20 protein-coding genes and 1 riboswitch are annotated in these 17,973 nt (G+C 69.9%); of the genes, 10 read left to right on the plus strand and 10 right to left on the minus strand.

Translation table 11 applies throughout. The features are described from left to right. Entirely contained in the window at window positions 1-1,929 is a 1,929-nt protein-coding gene (locus NF20_RS17465; RefSeq protein ID WP_033713149.1) for an acyl-CoA dehydrogenase family protein, read from the minus strand. 98 nt (window positions 1,930-2,027) lie between these two features. Further along, entirely contained in the window at window positions 2,028-2,435 is a 408-nt protein-coding gene (locus NF20_RS17470; protein WP_003872914.1) for a cold-shock protein, read from the minus strand. A gap of 163 nt (window positions 2,436-2,598) precedes the next feature. On the opposite strand from NF20_RS17470, the gene NF20_RS17475 reads away from it, so the two are divergent. From NF20_RS17475 to NF20_RS17490, 4 genes are all read left to right on the plus strand, one after another. Continuing rightward, entirely contained in the window at window positions 2,599-3,006 is a 408-nt protein-coding gene (locus tag NF20_RS17475; RefSeq protein WP_009975124.1) for a YccF domain-containing protein, read from the plus strand. Further along, the gene (moaA, locus tag NF20_RS17480; RefSeq protein ID WP_009975123.1) at window positions 3,003-4,097 is read left to right on the plus strand and encodes a GTP 3',8-cyclase MoaA; all 1,095 of its coding nucleotides are present in this window, start codon (window positions 3,003-3,005) and stop codon (window positions 4,095-4,097) included. Before NF20_RS17475 ends, moaA begins: the two co-directional genes overlap by 4 nt. Before the next feature lie 4 nt (window positions 4,098-4,101). After that, complete coding sequence (locus NF20_RS17485) at window positions 4,102-4,380, plus strand: MoaD/ThiS family protein (protein ID WP_009975122.1); 279 nt, start codon at window positions 4,102-4,104, stop codon at window positions 4,378-4,380. A gap of 207 nt (window positions 4,381-4,587) precedes the next feature. After that, a riboswitch (cyclic di-AMP (ydaO/yuaA leader) is annotated at window positions 4,588-4,800 on the plus strand. Between the two features lie 13 nt (window positions 4,801-4,813). Next, entirely contained in the window at window positions 4,814-5,581 is a 768-nt protein-coding gene (locus tag NF20_RS17490) for a transglycosylase family protein (protein WP_033717362.1), read from the plus strand. Between the two features lie 79 nt (window positions 5,582-5,660). Here the strand turns inward: NF20_RS17490 and NF20_RS17495 are convergent, their stop codons facing one another. Genes NF20_RS17495 through NF20_RS17510 form a run of 4 tightly spaced genes read right to left on the minus strand, consistent with a single transcriptional unit; the run spans window position 5,661 to window position 7,301 of the window. Then, entirely contained in the window at window positions 5,661-6,086 is a 426-nt protein-coding gene (locus tag NF20_RS17495) for a molybdenum cofactor biosynthesis protein MoaE (protein ID WP_033713143.1), read from the minus strand. Next, on the minus strand, window positions 6,083-6,565 hold the full coding sequence (locus tag NF20_RS17500) for a MogA/MoaB family molybdenum cofactor biosynthesis protein (protein ID WP_011723883.1): 483 nt from the start codon (window positions 6,563-6,565) through the stop codon (window positions 6,083-6,085). Before NF20_RS17500 ends, NF20_RS17495 begins: the two co-directional genes overlap by 4 nt. Then, window positions 6,562-7,092, minus strand: a complete 531-nt coding sequence (gene moaC / locus NF20_RS17505; protein ID WP_081759541.1) for a cyclic pyranopterin monophosphate synthase MoaC — start codon at window positions 7,090-7,092, stop codon at window positions 6,562-6,564. Before moaC ends, NF20_RS17500 begins: the two co-directional genes overlap by 4 nt. An 8-nt stretch (window positions 7,093-7,100) precedes the next feature. Then, window positions 7,101-7,301, minus strand: a complete 201-nt coding sequence (locus NF20_RS17510) for a hypothetical protein (RefSeq protein ID WP_011723881.1) — start codon at window positions 7,299-7,301, stop codon at window positions 7,101-7,103. Between the two features lie 129 nt (window positions 7,302-7,430). Between NF20_RS17510 and NF20_RS17515 the strand changes: the two genes are divergently transcribed. Next, the gene (locus NF20_RS17515; protein WP_033713138.1) at window positions 7,431-9,689 is read left to right on the plus strand and encodes a helicase-associated domain-containing protein; all 2,259 of its coding nucleotides are present in this window, start codon (window positions 7,431-7,433) and stop codon (window positions 9,687-9,689) included. A 40-nt stretch (window positions 9,690-9,729) separates the two neighbouring features. Next, window positions 9,730-11,379, plus strand: coding sequence for a DNA repair helicase XPB (locus NF20_RS17520; protein WP_033713136.1), 1,650 nt, complete (start codon window positions 9,730-9,732; stop codon window positions 11,377-11,379). 87 nt (window positions 11,380-11,466) lie between these two features. Here the strand turns inward: NF20_RS17520 and NF20_RS17525 are convergent, their stop codons facing one another. Next, complete coding sequence (locus NF20_RS17525; RefSeq protein WP_011723879.1) at window positions 11,467-12,612, minus strand: thiolase family protein; 1,146 nt, start codon at window positions 12,610-12,612, stop codon at window positions 11,467-11,469. 11 nt (window positions 12,613-12,623) lie between these two features. Further along, the gene (locus tag NF20_RS17530; RefSeq protein WP_009975112.1) at window positions 12,624-13,037 is read right to left on the minus strand and encodes a Zn-ribbon domain-containing OB-fold protein; all 414 of its coding nucleotides are present in this window, start codon (window positions 13,035-13,037) and stop codon (window positions 12,624-12,626) included. A 151-nt stretch (window positions 13,038-13,188) separates the two neighbouring features. Here NF20_RS17530 and NF20_RS17535 point away from each other — a divergent pair, with 151 nt between their 5' ends. After that, window positions 13,189-13,482, plus strand: a complete 294-nt coding sequence (locus NF20_RS17535) for a putative quinol monooxygenase (RefSeq protein WP_009975111.1) — start codon at window positions 13,189-13,191, stop codon at window positions 13,480-13,482. A gap of 24 nt (window positions 13,483-13,506) precedes the next feature. On the opposite strand, the gene NF20_RS17540 is transcribed toward NF20_RS17535, so the two are convergent. After that, window positions 13,507-14,499: an LLM class F420-dependent oxidoreductase gene (locus tag NF20_RS17540; protein ID WP_033713134.1), complete on the minus strand. Its 993-nt coding sequence runs from the start codon at window positions 14,497-14,499 to the stop codon at window positions 13,507-13,509. 41 nt (window positions 14,500-14,540) lie between these two features. Further along, window positions 14,541-15,089: a TetR/AcrR family transcriptional regulator gene (locus tag NF20_RS17545; RefSeq protein WP_075362215.1), complete on the minus strand. Its 549-nt coding sequence runs from the start codon at window positions 15,087-15,089 to the stop codon at window positions 14,541-14,543. Between the two features lie 79 nt (window positions 15,090-15,168). On the opposite strand from NF20_RS17545, the gene NF20_RS17550 reads away from it, so the two are divergent. Genes NF20_RS17550 through NF20_RS17560 form a run of 3 tightly spaced genes read left to right on the plus strand, consistent with a single transcriptional unit; the run spans window position 15,169 to window position 17,919 of the window. Further along, entirely contained in the window at window positions 15,169-16,377 is a 1,209-nt protein-coding gene (locus NF20_RS17550) for an FAD-dependent monooxygenase (RefSeq protein WP_031349710.1), read from the plus strand. 31 nt (window positions 16,378-16,408) lie between these two features. Continuing rightward, window positions 16,409-17,269, plus strand: a complete 861-nt coding sequence (locus NF20_RS17555; protein WP_019732163.1) for an LLM class F420-dependent oxidoreductase — start codon at window positions 16,409-16,411, stop codon at window positions 17,267-17,269. Window positions 17,270-17,316: 47 nt separating this feature from the next. Further along, complete coding sequence (locus NF20_RS17560) at window positions 17,317-17,919, plus strand: class I SAM-dependent methyltransferase (protein WP_019732164.1); 603 nt, start codon at window positions 17,317-17,319, stop codon at window positions 17,917-17,919. Window positions 17,920-17,973: the final 54 nt, after the last annotated feature.

A 17,973-nucleotide genomic window follows, 5' to 3' on the forward strand; every position in this document is an offset into this window, starting at 1 on the left:
TCAGATCGTCAGAAACCGCCGCGCCAGATTGACCTCGGTCGACGGGCCCTCTTCCCAATGGGCGATCCACGGCCCGGAGCCTTCCGACTGGTCGATGATGCCGTCCTCGAGCCAGGTGTAGCGGCCTCGCTGCAGGTTGCGGGTCAGCGCGACATCACCGGTGTCGGTGTTGTCCCACAACGCCTGGAACAGCGCTTCCACCCGCAGGGTCGCCTGCGCGCAGAACGCCTCGGCCAGCTCGTAGGCCTGCTGACCGAGCACCGGATCGGCGTTGCGTTGCGCCTCGGCGCGCACGCAGGCCGCCGACATCGCGAACAGCTCGGCGCCGATGTCGACCACCCGCCCGAGAAAGCCCTGCCGCTGCTCGAGCTTGGCTTGCCAGCGGGCCATGCCGTAGAAGGTGTTGCGCGCCAGCTTGCGGCTGGATCGTTCGATGAACCGCAGGTGGCGGGCCAACGCCCCGAACTCGTGGTAGGCCCGCGGACGCTGACCTTCACCGAAAACCAGCTGCGGCAACCACTTTGCGTAGAACCCGCTCGCCCCGACCGCGGCGGCGGCCTTCTCCCGCAGACCGGCGTCCGGCTTGGCCAGGTCACCCGCCGCGGCGAGGTGCGCGTCGACCGCCTCGCGGGCGATGAGCAGCCGCATGATCTCACTGGCGCCCTCGAAGATGCGGTTGATCCGCAGATCGCGCAGCACCTGCTCGACGGCTACCGCCCGTTCGCCGCGCGCGGCCAACGACTCGGCGGTCTCATAGCCCCGCCCGCCGCGGATCTGCATCACCTCGTCGGCGATGACACAGGCCATCTCGCTGGACCACAACTTGGCCAGGGCCGCCTCGATCCGGATGTCGTTGCGTCCTTCGTCGGCCATCTGGGCGGACAGCTCCAGCACCGCGTCCAGCGCGTAGACGGTCGCGGCGATGAACGACAGCTTGCGGGCCACCGCCTCGTGCTCGGCCAGCGGCTTGCCCCACTGCACCCGCTCGCCGGACCATTCGCGCGCGATCTTGAGCGCCCACTTCGCCGACCCGGTGGCGCTCGCGGGAATCGACAGCCGCCCGGCGTTGAGGGTGGTCAGCGCGATCTTCAGGCCGTCACCCTCGCGGCCGACCAGATTCTCGCTGGGCACCCGAACCCGGTGCAGCCGGGTCACGCCGTTCTCGATGCCGCGCAACCCCATGAACTTGTTGCGCCGCTCCACGGTGATGCCCGGGGAATCGGCCTCCACCACGAAGGCGCTGATCCCGCCGCGGTGTCCCTCGGACTTGGGCACCCGCGCCATCACCACCAGCAGCTCGGCGACCACACCGTTGGTGGTCCACAGTTTCACGCCGTTGAGTTCGTAGGCCTTGCCGTCGTCGACCGGGGTGGCCGTCGACGCCAGCCGCGCCGGGTCGGAGCCCACGTCCGGTTCGGTGAGCAGGAACGCCGAGATGGCCCCCGCGGCGCAGCGCGGCAGGAATTTACGCTTCTGCTCGGGCGTCCCGGCGAGCTTGAGCGGCTCGGGCACTCCGATCGACTGATGCGCCGAAAGCAACGCGCCGAGGCTGGGATGAACCGACGAAATCATCATCAGCGCCCGGTTGTAGGCGACCTGGGACATGTTCAGCCCGCCGAATTCGGACGGAATTTTCATGCCGAAACAACCCAGGTCGGCCAGGCCCCGCACATACTCGGCGGGAATTTCGGCGTCGCGTTCGATCACGCTGCCGTCGACCGTGTCCAGAAATTTCCGCAACTGGTCGAGGAACGCGCGGGTGCGGGCCTCGTCGGCGTCCGAGGGTTGGGGGAACGGGTGGATCAGCTCCAACGGAAAGCGACCCAAAAACAGTTCCTTCGCGAAGGACGGTTTGTCCCAACCGGTCTCGCGCGACTCCTCGGCGAGCGCTCTCGCCTGCTCCTCGGTGACCTGCGTTTGCTGTGCCATCGCAGCCTCCCTGCTCGCCGGCCGTCAATGGGGTGTGAGTACCCCGTGCGCGGCCCGCCACCACGGTCAACTGCAAACAGGCGCTGACAAACGATGTGTCAGGCGTCCAGCTCGCGGGCCACCGCCCTGACCACCTCGGAGACCCGGCGCGCGGTCTTGCGGTCGGGGTAGCGGCCCTTGCGCAGCTCGGGTTGGACGGTGCTTTCCAGCAGCGTGATCATGTCCTCGACCATGCCGTGCAGCTCGTCGGGGCTGTGCTTGTGTTCGGCAGGCCCCTCGCGCCGCGCCTTGGTCAGGCTCGGCGGCGGCTCAATCAGCTTGAGGCTCAACGCTTGCGGTCCGCGGCGGCCGGAGGCGATGCCGAATTCCACGCGCTGGCCCGCTTTGAGCCCCTCGACGCCAGCGGGCAACGCCGACGAGCGGACGTACACGTCTTCGCCGTCCTCCTGGGACAGGAAGCCGAAGCCCTTGTCAGCGTCGTACCACTTAACCTTGCCGGTCGGCACTGGTCTCACCTGCTTGTCTGACGAATCAATGAAATAGGCAACACAATAAGCGTCCCGCCTGCGCAGGACGCCGTATTAAGAGTCTGATCCTACTCGGGTGCGCGCCTCGCGAGCACCCCCGTTATTCGTCACTCGGTACGCTTGGTAATACCGCGGAGGAGATATGCGCCTGATTCTCAATGTCATCTGGCTGGTGTTCGGCGGGCTGTGGATGGCCGTCGGATACCTGGCGGCGGCGCTCGTCTGCTTCCTGCTCATCATCACCATCCCGTTCGGCTTCGCGTCGCTGCGCATCGCGTCCTACGCGCTGTGGCCGTTCGGCCGCACCATCGTCGACAAGCCGACTGCCGGCTCCGGCGCCCTGATCGGAAACGTCATCTGGGTGGTGCTGTTCGGCGTGTGGCTGGCGATTGGCCATATCCTCAGCGCGGCCGCGATGGCGCTGACGATCGTCGGCATCCCGCTCGCACTGGCCAACCTGAAACTGATTCCGGTGTCGCTGATGCCGCTGGGCAAGCAGATCGTCCCGGTCGGCTCACCGGTTCCGCACGCTCCGCCGGTGGCCGCATGACGCTGACCGCGCTGGGTCTGCCGACCATGCCGAGCCGCTTCGACGGCCCGGCCGCCGACGGCGCGCTTGCCGCGCCGGCGCCGTCGAGCGGCCCGCTGCGCGACACCTATGGGCGCGTCGCCACCGATCTGCGGATCTCGCTGACCGATCGCTGCAACCTGCGGTGCAGTTACTGCATGCCCGCCGAGGGCCTCGACTGGCTGCCCGGCGAACAGCTGCTGACCTCCGACGAGCTGACCAGGCTGATGCGCATCGCGGTCACCCGGTTGGGGGTCACCAGCGTGCGGTTCACCGGCGGCGAGCCGCTGTTGGCCCGCCATCTCGAAGAGGCGGTGGCCGCGGCGGCCGCACTGCGGCCCCGCCCGGAGATCTCGCTGACCACCAATGGCGTGGGACTGGCCCGCCGGGCCGCCGGGCTGGCCCGCGCCGGACTGGACCGCGTCAACATCTCGCTGGACAGCGTGGACCGGGAACATTTTGCGGCCATCACCCGCCGCGACCGGCTCGCCGACGTGCTGGCCGGCTTGGCCGCCGCCAAAGAAGCGGGTCTGACGCCGGTGAAGGTGAACGCGGTGCTCGACCCCGCCACCGGACGCGAGGACGTCGTGCAGTTGTTGCGGTACTGCCTCGAATACGGCTACCAGCTGCGCGTCATCGAACAGATGCCGCTGGACGCGGGGCACCAATGGCGGCGGGACGCCGCGCTGAGTGCCGACGCGGTGCTGGCGGTGCTGCGCAAGCATTTTCGGCTGCGTCCCGACCCCGCACCGCGCGGATCGGCTCCGGCCCAGCTGTGGCTGGTCGACACCGGCCCGGGAACGCCCGGCGGGAAATTCGGTGTCATCGCGTCGGTCTCGCACGCGTTCTGCTCGACCTGCGACCGCACCCGGTTGACGGCCGACGGGCAGATCCGCAGCTGCCTGTTCTCGACGCGGGAGACGGACCTGCGCGGGCTGCTGCGCGGCGGCGCAGCCGACGACGCCGTCGAGGCGGCGTGGCGCGCCGCGATGTGGGCCAAGCCCGCCGGTCACGGCATCAACGACCCGAACTTCATCCAGCCCGACCGCCCGATGAGCGCGATCGGTGGCTAGCCCGATGGGACGCGCCCCGGTCCAGGCCAACGGCATCTCGGTGACGGTGCGCTACTTCGCGGCCGCCCGGGCGGCGGCGGGCGCCGAGTCGGAGACGGTGGTGGTGCGGCCCGGCACCACGGTGGGCGAGCTGGTCGAGCGGCTCGCGGTGCGCGGATCCCGCCTGGCCGAGGTGTTGAGCCGCTGCTCCTACCTGTGTGACGGGATCGCGGTCCGCGACGAGACCCAGTCGTTGCGGTCCGGTGACACGATCGACGTTTTGCCGCCGTTCTCCGGCGGCTGAAACTGTGAAATATCTCACGTCACGGAATGATAACGGCGCGATCACGCGCCGGTCTCGCCCGTTCTGAGCTGCGCAAACGCTTTGTGTTCCTGCGGTTTTCGCAGATGGCTGCGAGGGAAACGCCGGGTTTCGCCAGACGTGACGAGACCAACAGAAACCGTTAACGTCTCCGAAGGCTCGCCAGCCATCCCGATTGGCGGACCTCCCCTCCCTATCGCGCCGAGCTCCATCCAATAGGCGGGGGCAACCGAACCACATGGATGGAGACGGGGGACCCACCGGTCCACCGTGATCGGACTGGAGCCGCCCGCGGCTCCTAGGGGTGAAGCCGACGTCGTCGCTTCGACGACCACGCCGGCCGGGTGGCCTCTCCAACCCGAACCCGACAGCTGACCTCGCAGGCGCGTGACGAGAGAGGAATACATCGGCGCGTATGAGTGGACGTCACCGTAAGCCCACCACTTCCAGTGTCAGCGTCGCCAAGATCGCCGTTACCGGCGCAGTGCTTGGTGGCGGCGCCATCGCCATGGCCGGCCAGGCGGCCGCGGCCACCGACGGCGAATGGGATCAGGTAGCCCGCTGCGAGTCCGGCGGCAACTGGGGCATCAACACCGGCAACGGCTACCACGGCGGTGTGCAGTTCAGCGCGAGCACCTGGGCCGCGCACGGCGGCGGCGAGTACGCGCCGTCGGCCGAGCTGGCCACCCGGGAGCAACAGATCGCGGTCGCCGAGCGGGTGCTGGCCACCCAGGGCCGCGGCGCGTGGCCGGTGTGCGGGGGGCCGCTGTCCGGCCCGACCCCGCGCGACGTACCCGCCCCGGCCGGTCTGGACGCACCCGGTGTCAACGGCGTCCGCAGGCCCGCCGCGGACGCGCCCCGCCGGCCCGGTGCAGCTCGCCTCCTTCGACCGGCGGCACCTCCGGACGCGCCGGCGCCCGACGCACCGCCGCCGGCTCCCGCCGACCTACCGCCCGCGCCCGCCGACCTGCCGCCCGCGCCCCCGGCCGACGCCACACCACCCGCACCGCCGGCGGACGCACCGGCCCCGGACGGCGACTTCCACGGTTTCGTGCCGGCCGGCATGCCCGACCACGTCTCGGAAGCCGGTTACACCCAGCGTCTGTGGGAAGCGATTCGCGCCCAAGACGTTCAGGGCAACGACGCGCTCGACGCCCTGGTGCAGCCCGCACCCAGCGCCTGACGCGCTAACCCCACCGGGATTCCCCACACGCCCCGAAAACCCTCCTGTCGGGGCGTGTTGGGCACGGCGCATCCAGGTCTCAGGCCGAGCCCACCCATTCGTCGGTGCCGTCGGCGAAGAACTGGTGCTTCCACACCGGCAATCGCGCCTTGACGGTGTCCACCAGCTGTGCGCAGGTGTCGAATGCGGCCTGCCGGTGGTCGGCGGCCACGGCGGCCACCAGCGCCGCCTCGCCGATGCTGAGCACACCGATCCGATGGCTGGCGGCGACGGCCCGCACCCCGCTGGACCGCTGCGCCACCTCGGCCACCACCTCGGCCATGACCTCGCCGGCGCTCGGATGCGCGGAGTACTCCAGCCGAACCACCCGCCGCCCGCCGTCGTGGTCGCGGATCATCCCGACGAACCCGACGACCGCCCCGGCCGACTGATGGCCGACCAGTTCCTCGTGCTCGGCCAGCACGATCGGGTGCTCGGTCACGACGGCGCGGACGACGAGCGTCATCGCGGGTGATCTTTACCGGCGAGCTGGTCGAGGGCGTGGTCGAGCACACCGGCGAGCACGCCCAGGCCGTCGCGCACCCCGCCCGGCGAACCCGGCAGGTTGACGATCAGGGTCTGCCCGGCCACCCCGCACACACCGCGGGACAACACCGACGTCGGCACCTTCGGCAGACCCGATTGGCGGATCGCTTCGGCCAGGCCGGGAATCAGGTAGTCGACGACGGCCACGGTCTGATCCGGGGTGCTGTCGGTGGGCGCGATGCCGGTGCCGCCGGAGGTGAGGATGACGTCGACGTCGTCGTCGATGGCCTTGCGCAGCGCCTCACCGACCGGCGACCCATCGGCGACCACCTCCGGCTGCGCCGACGAAAAGCCTTGCTGGGCAAGCCATTCGGTGATGATCGGCCCGCAGCGGTCCTCGTACTCTCCGGACGACGCACGCGTGGAGGCGATGATGACGCGGGCCGATCGGGTGGTCATGACCGTGTCCACATTCCGGTTTTGCCGCCTTCCTTGCGGAGCACTCGAACGTCGTCGATGCGCGCGGCCGGGTCGACCGCTTTGATCATGTCGTAGAGCGTCAGGCCCGCCACGCTGACCGCGGTCAGCGCCTCCATCTCCACGCCGGTGCGGTCGGTGCTGGTCACCGTCGCGGTGATCTCGATGTCCGACTCGCCCACGGCGAAGTCGACGTCGACCCCGGTGAGCGCCAGCTGATGGCACAGCGGGATCAGGTCGCTGGTGCGCTTGGCGGCCTGGATGCCCGCCACCCGGGCGGTGGCCAGCGCGTCACCCTTGGGCAGCCCGCCGGTCGAGATCAGCACCGCCGTCGCCGCCGAGGTGCGCAGCACCCCGGCGGCGACGGCGGTGCGCTTGCTGGGCGCCTTCCCGCTGACGTCGACCATGTGCGCGGCCCCCCGCTCGTCCAGGTGTGACAGGGCACCCGAGCGGGGTTCTCCCGACGCCCGGGTCGCCGAGGCTGTCGAGGCCTCAGGGGCCCTGGCCATCCGGCGACCTACCGATTGACGACGGTGACCGGGTGCAGGTAGGGCAGCTCGGTGGCGGGCAGCGGGAACACCAGCTCGCCGAACGGCGACAGCGCGCCGGTCCGGTCGGTCACGAGTTCACTGACCGCGTGGTCGTCGGGGTCGGTGGTCGGCCAGCCGTTGTCGACATACCTGTTCTTGCGTGCTTTGCCCTCAGCAATGTCAGCCACGGGTTCCATTCTGACAGGTGGCCTGGCAACGTCGCCGCAAGACCGCAGGTTCGGGGTTCCCAACGGGTCTCGGCCTGGCGCTCGCGGAGGTCTGCTGGCCACCCGTCACCTGCTTTACGCTGGTCAGCAATGACCGACAACACCCCGGACATCCCGCTGGGGTCGTGGCTGGCCGAGTTGTCCGACGAGCGGCTGATCCGACTGCTGGAATTGCGGCCGGACCTGGCCCAGCCGCCGCCCGGCAGCATCGCCGCACTGGCCGCGCGAGCCCAGGCCCGCCAGTCGATCAAGGCCGCCACCGACGACCTCGATTTCCTGCGGCTGGCGGTGCTCGACGCGCTGCTGGTGTTGCAGGCCGACGTCCAGCCGGTGCCCACCGCCAAGCTGCTGGCGCTGATCGGCGAGCGCGCCGCCGAAACCGAGATCCTCGACGCGCTCGACGACCTGCGGCAGCGCGTCCTGGTGTGGGGCGACGGCGCGCTGCAGGTCGCCGCGGACGCGGGCAGCGGCATGCCGTGGCATCCGGGCCAGGTCATCCTCGAGGACTCGTCGCGCAGCGCCGAGCAGATCGCGGCGCTGATCGATGACCTCGACCCGGCGCAGCTCGACGTGCTGGAGAAACTTCTCGAGGGCTCCCCGATGGGCCGCACCCGCGATGCCGCGCCGGGCGCACCCGCCGACCGGCCGGTGCCCCAGCTGCTGGCCATGGGGTTGCTGCGGCGCCTCGACGCCGAGACGGTGATCCTGCCCCGCCACGTGGGGCAGGTGCTGCGCGGCGAGCAGCCCGGCCCCCTGCAACTGAGTGCGCCCGACCCGGTGGTGTCGACCACGACGGCCGAGGACGCCGACGCGGCGGCCGCCGGCGCGGTCATCGACCTGCTGCGCGAGCTCGACGTGCTGCTGGAAACACTGTCCGCGGCACCGGTTTCCGAGCTGCGCAGCGGCGGGCTCGGGGTTCGTGAGGTCAAGCGGCTCAGCAAGACGACCGGCATCGACGAGCAACGGCTGGGCCTGATCCTGGAAGTGGCGGCCGCGGCCGGGCTGATCGCCAGCGGCATGCCCGACCCCGAACCTGCCACCGGCGAGGCGCCGTACTGGGCGCCGACGACGGCCGCCGACCGCTTCGCCGCGCTGTCGACCGCCGAGCGCTGGCAGCTGCTGGCTGGCAGCTGGCTAGACCTGCCCGGCCGGCCGGCCCTGATCGGCGGTCGCGGGCCGGACGGCAAACCCTACGGGGCGCTCACCGACGCCCTGTACTCCACGGCCGCCCCGCTGGACCGGCGGCTGCTGCTCGGCATGCTGTCCGAGCTGCCGCCCGGCGCCGGCGTGGACGCGACCTCGGCGTCGGCGGCGCTGATCTGGCGACGGCCCCGCTGGGCCAAGCGGTTGCAGCCCGAACCCGTCGCGGACCTGCTCCGCGAAGCCCACGCCCTGGGCCTGGTCGGGCGCGGGGCGATCAGCACCCCCGCCCGGGCGCTGCTGGAGGAGGACGCCGACCCCCAGGCCGCGATCGACGCGATGGCCCGGGCGCTGCCCAAGCCGGTCGACCACTTCCTGGTGCAGGCGGATCTGACCGTCGTCGTGCCCGGGCCGCTGCAGCGGGATCTGGCCGAGGAACTCGCCACCGTGGCCACCGTCGAATCGGCCGGCGCGGCAATGGTCTACCGGGTCAGCGAGCAGTCGATCCGGCATGCCCTCGACATCGGCAAGACCCGCGACTGGATGCACGCCTTCTTCGCCGACCATTCGAAAACACCGGTGCCCCAAGGGCTTACCTACCTCATCGACGACGTCGCGCGCCGGCACGGGCAGCTGCGGATCGGCATGGCGGCCTCGTTCGTGCGCTGCGAGGACCCGGCGCTGCTGGCCCAGGCGGTGGCGGCCCCCGCGACCGAGGACGTGGCGCTGCGCACCCTGGCCCCCACCGTCGCGGTGTCGCCGGCGCCCATCGGCGAGGTGCTCGCGGCGTTGCGGGCCGCCGGCTTCGCCCCGGCGGCCGAGGACTCCACCGGCGCCATCGTCGACGTGCGTCCGCGCGGCGCCCGGGTGGCCACGCCGCAGCAGCGCCGGGCCTACCGGCCCGTGCGCCGGCCCAACACCGAGAGCCTGCACGCGGTGGTCGCGGTGCTGCGCCGGGTCACCGCCGCACCGTTCGGCAACGTCCGCGTCGACCCGGCGTTGACCATGACCCTGCTGCAGCGCGCCGCCAAGGAACAAGACACCCTGGTGATCGGTTATCTAGACGCGGCGGGCGTGGCCACCCAGCGGGTGGTGTCGCCGATCAGCGTCCGGGGCGGCCAGCTGGTGGCCTTCGATTCCGCGTCCGGACGGCTGCGCGACTTCGCCATCCACCGCATCACGTCGGTGGTGTCGGCCACCGGCCGATAATGACAAGCAGAGCCAACGATGAGGAGGAGCGGCGCCGAACATGTCTGACGGACCGTTGATCGTGCAGTCGGACAAGACGGTGCTGCTCGAGGTGGACCACGAACTCGCCGGTGCGGCGCGGGCCGCCATCGCGCCGTTCGCCGAGCTGGAACGCGCACCCGAGCACGTGCACACCTACCGGATCACCCCGCTGGCGCTGTGGAACGCGCGGGCCGCCGGCCACGACGCCGAACAGGTGGTCGACGCGCTGGTCAGCTTCTCCCGCTACGCGGTGCCCCAGCCGCTGCTGGTCGACATCGTCGACACCATGGCCCGCTACGGCCGGCTGCAGCTGGTGAAGAACCCCGCGCACGGCCTGACCCTGGTGAGCCTGGACCGCGCGGTGCTCGAGGAGGTGCTGCGCAACAAGAAGATCGCCCCGATGCTCGGCGCCCGCATCGACGACGACACCGTCGTCGTGCACCCCAGCGAACGCGGCCGCGTCAAGCAGATGCTGCTCAAAATCGGTTGGCCCGCAGAGGATCTCGCGGGCTACGTCGACGGCGAGGCGCATCCGATCAGCCTGACCGAGGACGGCTGGCAGCTGCGCGACTACCAGCAGATGGCCGCCGACTCGTTCTGGTCCGGCGGCTCCGGGGTGGTGGTGCTGCCCTGCGGCGCCGGCAAGACGCTGGTGGGGGCGGCGGCGATGGCCAAAGCCGGCGCGACGACGCTGATCCTGGTGACCAACATCGTCGCGGCGCGGCAATGGAAGCGCGAGCTGGTGACCCGCACCTCGCTGACCGAGGACGAGATCGGCGAATACTCGGGCGAGCGCAAGGAGATTCGCCCGGTCACCATCTCGACCTACCAGATGATCACCCGCCGCACCAAGGGCGAGTACCGGCATCTGGAGCTGTTCGACAGCCGCGACTGGGGCCTGATCATCTACGACGAGGTGCACCTGCTGCCGGCGCCGGTGTTCCGGATGACTGCCGATCTGCAGTCCAAGCGGCGCCTGGGGCTGACCGCCACCCTGGTCCGCGAGGACGGCCGGGAGGGCGACGTGTTCTCCCTGATCGGGCCGAAGCGTTACGACGCGCCGTGGAAGGACATCGAGGCGCAGGGCTGGATCGCGCCGGCCGAATGCGTCGAGGTGCGGGTCACCATGACCGACAACGAGCGGATGATGTACGCCACCGCCGAACCCGAGGAGCGCTACCGGCTGTGCTCGACGGTGCACACGAAAATCGCTGTGGTGAAATCGATCCTGGACAAGCATCCGGGGGAACAGACCCTGGTGATCGGCGCGTACCTCGATCAGCTCGACGAGCTCGGTGAGCAGCTGGGTGCCCCGGTGATCCAGGGATCCACCCGGACCAAGGACCGCGAAGAGCTCTTCGACGCCTTCCGCCGCGGCGAGGTGAACACCCTGGTGGTGTCCAAGGTCGCCAACTTCTCCATCGACCTGCCGGAAGCCGCTGTGGCGGTGCAGGTTTCCGGCACCTTCGGGTCACGCCAGGAGGAGGCGCAGCGGCTGGGCCGGCTGCTGCGGCCCAAGTCCGACGGCGGCGGCGCCGTCTTCTATTCGGTGGTGGCGCGCGACAGCCTGGACGCCGAATACGCCGCGCACCGGCAGCGCTTCCTGGCCGAGCAGGGCTACGGCTACATCATCCGCGACGCCGACGACCTGCTGGGCCCGGCGATTTAATCCCTTACCGCCGAACGTGCACTGAGCGCGAGATTTTCGCCGATTTTTCGCAGTGGCTGCACGCTCGTGGACGACCGGGCAGGCGGTTCAGAGCGACAGGATGGTCGCCGAGGCGGTGCCGGGTGCGCCGTACACCTGGGCCAGGCCGACGCGCGGGTTGCCGGGCACCTGACGCTCCCCCGCTTCGCCGCGCAACTGGCGCACCAGTTCGTGCACCTGCCGCAGCCCCGACGCGCCGATCGGCTCGCCGTTGGCGATCAGCCCGCCGTCGGTGTTGACCGGCATCGAGCCGTGGATCTCGGTGGCGCCGTCGGCCAGCAGCTTCTCCTGCTCGCCGTCCGCGCATAAACCGGTCTCGGCCATGTGGATCACCTCGGCGCCGGCGTCGGTGTCCTGCAACTGCGCGACGTCGACGTCCTCGGGTCCGATCCCGGCCGCCTCGTAGGCCGCCCTGGCGGCGTACACCGTCGGCGAGGCGTCCTCGTCCAGCGGCGCCGACGTGGCGTGTACCTCGTAGGCGCCGTAGCGCCGGGTCCGAATCTCGCAGGCGCGTACGTACACCGGCTTGTCGGTGAACTTGTGTGCCAGGTCCGCGCGGCACATGATCACCGCGGCGGCCCCCTCGTCGGGCGCGCAGAACATGTACTGCGTCAACGGGTAGTTGAGCACGGCCGAGTTGAGGATCTCCTCGACGGGAATCTCCTTGCGGCGGAACGCATTCGGGTTCAGCGCGCCGTTGCGGAAATTCTTGTTGGCCACCCGCGCCAACGTCTCCTGCGAGATGTTGTGGTCGTGGATGTACTTGTTGGCCTTCATCCCGAAGAACTTGGTGGTGACGAACTGCCCGTTGTTGGCGTACCACTGCGGCAGTGCCAGCTTGGCGGGGTCGTCGGTGAAGGCGCCGCGCGGATGCTTGTCCAGGCCGATCGCGATGCCCAGGTCGTACTTGCCGAGCCGGATGGTGTCGGCGGTCTGCTGGATGGCGCTGGCCGCGGTGGCGCACGCGTTGAAGACGTTGGTGAACGTGATGCCGGTCAGTCCGACCAGCCGGGTCACCGCGTCGGGGTTGGACACTTCGTAGCTGCCGCCGAACCCGAACTGGATGTCCTTCCAGGCCACGCCGGCATCCGCGAGGGCCAGCTGGACGGCCTCGGCCCCCATCTGCATCGCGGTCTTGTCGAACCTGCCGAACGGGTGCAGGCCCACGCCGATGATGGCGACGTCGTTGGTCATCTCAGGACTCCTTATACCGGCTGGAACGCGAACGTCAGGACCTCGTTGCCGTCGTCGTCGGTGGTGAGCGGCACCATGGTGAGCTCGACCTCCTGGCCGAACTTCAGCTTGGCCGGGTCGTTCTCGGTCAGCCGACCCTCGACGCGAATGACGTCACCGAGCTGGACCAGGCCGACGCCGAACGGCACGAAGTCCTTGCCGGTCGGGCCCGCATAGGGGGCGCCCGGCGGGAAGCCCTGGGTGGTCCAGGCCACCAGCGTCCCGCGGCGCGGCAACAACACCTCGGACATCTCGCCGGAGCTGCACCGCGGGCACCACTGCTGCACCGGGAAGGTGGTGGCCGCGCAGCTGCCGCACCGGCTGCCGATCAGCTGCGGGCTCTCGTCGGGCCAGGTAGAGATCTCGGGGGCGAGCGCCTTCTGCATCGAGGGGTCCTCCAGGATCGTGCACGAATCCGCCAACAAAGCTTGCTCACCGAACCGTATAACAGCTTTCCGAAAAGTGGAAACCTCATTCTCCTGAGGGGTCCCGTCGGCCGTCCGACGGGCCGTCGCGGCGCAGCGATATGTTGGCGCCATGACGGTCACCGTGATACTCGAGCTCAGGTTCAAGCCCGACGAGGTTGCCGCGGGGCGCGAGCTGATGGGCCGGGCGCTGCAGGACACCCGGGCGTTCGACGGCAACGTCCGCACCGACGTGCTGGTCGACGAGGACGACGAGGCGCACTGGCTCGTCTACGAGATCTGGGAGACCGTCGAACACGACGAGGCCTACCGCGCGTTTCGTGCCGGCGAGGGCAAGCTGACGCAGCTTCCGCCGCTGCTGGCCGCGCCCCCGGTCAAGACCCGCTACGTCACCTCGGATATCTGACCCCGCCGCGTCGCGGCCGGACGGTCAGCTCAGCGCGGGAATGATCTCCCGCTCGAACAGCTCGATGCCGGAACGGTCGTAGGCGGCCTCGGGGAAGTAGCAGATGACGTAGTCGCAGCCCAGGTCGCGGAGCCTGGCCAGCCGCTCGATGACCTGTTCGGTGGTGCCCGTCGCCGAGTCCGCGCCGCTGGTGCCGGCGATCATCGCATCGGCGGCGGACTCGCCCACGTAGCCGGCCATGCGGTCGCGGATCCGTCGCAGCCGGTCGTCGACGTCGGCGCGCGAGGCGCCGACGACGGCGTTGACGTTGACCGAACGCACGATGGCGTCGAAGTCGGTGCCCACGTCGCGGCAATGCGCTGCCAGCACCTCGGACTTGTGGGCGAACGCCGCCGGCTCGGGCGTGAAGTTGGTGTACTGCGCGTATTCCGCGGCGATGCGCAGCGTCACCTTCTCCCCGCCGCCGGCGATCCACAGCGGAATCCCGTTGTCCTGCAGCGGTTTAGGCGCGACGATCGCGCCGTCGACCTGGTAGTGCCTGCCGTTGAAGCTGACCTTGCCGTCGCGCCAGGCGTCGCGCATGATCTGCACGCCTTCGTCCAGGCGGCCCAATCGCACACCCGCCGAGGGGAATCCGTAACCGTAGGCGCGCCATTCGTGTTCGTACCAGCCGGCGCCGATGCCCATCTGGATCCGGCCGCCGGAGATGATGTCGGCCGTCGCGGCGACCTTGGCGAGGTAGACCGGGTTGCGATAGCTCATCGCCGTGCACATCTGGCCGAGTTTGATCCGCGAGGTGACCGCCGCGTAGGCGGCCATCAGCGACCACGCCTCGTGGGTGGCTTCTCCGGTGGGCACCGGGACGGTGTGGAAATGGTCGTAGACCCACAGCGAATCCCAGCCGGCGTCCCGGTCCGCGCGCTGCGCCAGGTCGCGCATCACCGCCCAGTGCTCGTCGGGTTCGATGCCGACCAGATCCATTCGCCAGCCCTGCGGAATGAAAAGACCAAAGCGCATACCCCGGGACTCTAGCCGCACCGGCCGCACCGCAACGGTTTTCACCGCCGGGGCCGCTCTCCCAGCGCGTCGAGCGCGGCGGCGACCGACTTGTCGCGCAGCTCGGCCTGCGGCGCGTCGGGGAACTGCACGCAGCAGTCCTGTAACCCGCCGAACGCGACGACGGCGCGCGTGGATTGGGCGAGCGTGGGCCTTTTGCCGAACACCAGCGTGGCCAGCCGTTCCCGCCACGCCAGCACGGTGTCGATCAGGTCGAGGTCGATCAGCGTGGACAACTCGGTCAACAGCAGCACCAGGTCGCGGCGGTGCCGGTAGTGGAAGTCGAAATAGCCCTCCAGCAACTCGCGCGCCTCGGTGTGCTCGCGGCTCTCATGCTCGGCGACGAACCGCTCACCCTCCTCGATCAGCGGGACCAGGATGCTGCGCACCAGGTCCTCGCGGGACGGAAAGTGGTAGTACAGCGCGGGTTTGGTGATGCCCAGCCGGTCGGCGATGTCCTGCAGGCTGGTGCGCTGCACCCCGCGTTGGGAAAACAGTTCTCGAGCGACCTGTTGGATGCGCTCTCGGGTGTCCGACCGGGGCCTGCCCACCCCACCAGCTTAACTGACTTACCGATAAGTAAACCGGATGCTAGGCTTACCGAACGTTAAGTAAATCCGGGAGGTGGCCATGCGGATACTCATCTCGGGCGCCAGCATCGCCGGCCCGGTGCTGGCCTACTGGCTGACCCGTTACGGCTTCGAGGTCACTGTCGTCGAGCGTGCGCCCACGCTGCGCAAGACCGGCGGCCATGCCGTCGACCTGTTCCGCCCCGCCATGGAGATCTCGGCGAAGATGGGCGTCCTGCCCCGCATCGAGGACCTGGCCACCGGAACGACCCGGCTGACGCTGTATCGCGAGGGCCGGCCCCAGCCCAGCCGGATCGATCTGACCAAGATCTACGCGGCCAGTTCGGACCGGCACGTGGAGATCATGCGCGACGACCTCAGCGAGGTCTATTACGACGCCGCCCGCGACGACGTCGAGTATCTGTTCGGCGACTCGATCACCGCCATCGAGCCCGACGGGACCGTGACGTTCGAACATTGCGCGCCACGCACATTCGACGTCATCGTGGGCGCCGACGGGCTGCACTCCAACGTCCGCCGCCTGACCTTCGGCGACGAGGCCGGCCTGACGCGCTTCCTGGGCGGCTACCTGTCGGTGGTGTCGGCGCCCAAGACGCTGGTCGGGCCCGGCGAGATGGTCGGCCACGTCGGGGTCGGCCGGTTCGCCGGGATCTACACCGCCGATCATCTGGACGACGCCCGGGCGGTGTTCTTGTTCCGCAGCGCAGCGGAATTGGCCTACGACCACCGCGATACGGCGCGGCAGAAGGAGTTGCTGCGCGAGGCGTTCGCGGGGATGCACGACGAGGTGGACGGGTGGCTGGCCGAAACCGAACGCACCCCGACCTTCTACTTCGACTCGATCACCCAACTGCGCACCGACCGGTGGTCGCGCCGGCGGGTCACCCTGGTGGGCGACGCCGGATACTGCCCGGGCCCGGCGGTGGGCGGCAGCACCAGCCTGGCCGTGCTGGGCGCCTACGTGCTGGCGGGCGAGCTCGCCCGGGCCGACGGCGACCACCTGCGCGCCTTCGCCGCCTACGAACTGCAGATGCGCGAATCGGTGCGGCGCAGCCGATCCTTTGCCCGCGCCGCCGCCCGCGGCGTCATTCCCGGTTCCCGCGCCGGGGTGTGGGCGTTAACCCGTGGCGCCCAACTGGTCTCGGCGATGCCGACGTCGTTGGCCCGGGCGCTGGCCAAGCTCAACACCAAGGGCGTCCGGATGCACGATTCGATGCCGGTGCCCGACTACGCCGGCAGCGACGTCTGACAACATGGTGTGCGACGAAAGGTGACCGCTCGTGGAACTGACCGGTGTTGGAATCTGGAGCAGCCAGCTGCGCTACGGCGATCCCGCCGAATCCGCCGACGCCGCAGCGGAACTCGACGAACTGGGCTTCCCGGCGCTATGGATACCCGATGTCGGCGGGCCGGTGTTCGATGCGGTGGGCCATCTGCTGGGGGCCACCAAGCGGACAGTGATCGCCACCGGGATCCTGAACCTGTGGATGCACTCGCCGGCCGAGGTCGCCGAGTCCTACGCCACGCTGACCGCCGAGCACGGAGACCGCTTCCTGCTGGGAATCGGCGTCAGCCACGCACCGCTGATCGATGCCGGCCAGCCGGGGCGCTACCGCAAACCGCTGGCCGCCACGGCGAGGTTCCTGGACGGATTGGACGGGGCGCCGCGACCCGTTCCCATCGAGCGGCGGGTGCTGGCCGCCCTCGGCCCGAAGATGCTGAAGCTGTCCGCCAGCCGGGCCGGTGGGGCCCACCCCTACCTGGTCACCCCCGACCACACCGCTTCCGCCCGTGCGACTTTGGGGCACGGCCCGCTGCTGCTGCCGGAACAGACGGTGATCCTGACCGACAGCGCCGACGAGGCGCGCCGGATCGGAACCGATTGGCTGCGCGCCTATTTGGCGCTGCCCAACTACGCCAACAACCTGCTGCGCAGCGGATTCTCCGAAGACGATCTGTCCCAGGTGAGCGATCGGCTCTTCAACGCGATCATCGCCTGGGGCGATGAAGAGGCCGTCATGCGCCGGGTGGCCGAGCATCGTTCGGCCGGCGCCGACCATGTCTGCGTCCAGGTGCTGCTGGCCGACCCGAGGGCATTCCCGCGGGAGGAATGGCGGCGCATCGCCGCGGCCTCCCGATAACTTCCGGAGCCGATGACCGGCCGTGCCGATCGGGCCTAGGGTGGGCTATGGCTTCCAAACAGACGCTGTTCCGGATCTTTTACCGCATCGGCTTCACCCCGTGGGACGGTCATCCGCTGGCGCAGAGCCTGCGTGATCTGGTCGAGGGCACCGGCGACGCCGCGGCCCTTCCCGCCGGGAAGGCCCTGGAAATCGGGTGCGGCACCGGTGACTGCGCGATCTATCTGGCCCAGCACGGCTGGAACGTCACCGCCGTCGACTTCGTCGCCAAGCCCCTCGAGCGGGCGCGGGCCAAGGCCGGCGCGGCCGGCGCCGCGGTCGACTTCGTGCAGGCCGACGTGACGCGGCTGGGCCAGGCCGGCATCGGCACGGGCTTCGAATTGATCGTGGACAACGGCTGCCTGCACAACATGAGCGACGCCGACCGCGACGCCTATGTCCGGGAGATCACCGGGGTGGCCGCGCCGCAGGCCCGGCTGCTGATCGTCGCGTTCGTGCCGGGCGGGCGGTTCGGGGTGCGCGGCGTCGAGGACGCCGAAATGCAACGCCGGTTTACGGCCGACTGGACGCTGCTGGCGGCCGGGCCCGAACGCGAGCTGGACGGCGCCGAGAAGACCCCGGCGCGCTACTACCTGTTCCAGCGCCGGTAGCCGGCGAGCAGACGCGAAAGTCCCCCAAAACCCGGTGTTTTGGGGGACTTTCGC

This window comes from Mycobacterium sp. MAC_080597_8934 (assembly GCF_000523975.1).
In the GTDB taxonomy this organism is placed as follows: domain Bacteria; phylum Actinomycetota; class Actinomycetes; order Mycobacteriales; family Mycobacteriaceae; genus Mycobacterium; species Mycobacterium avium.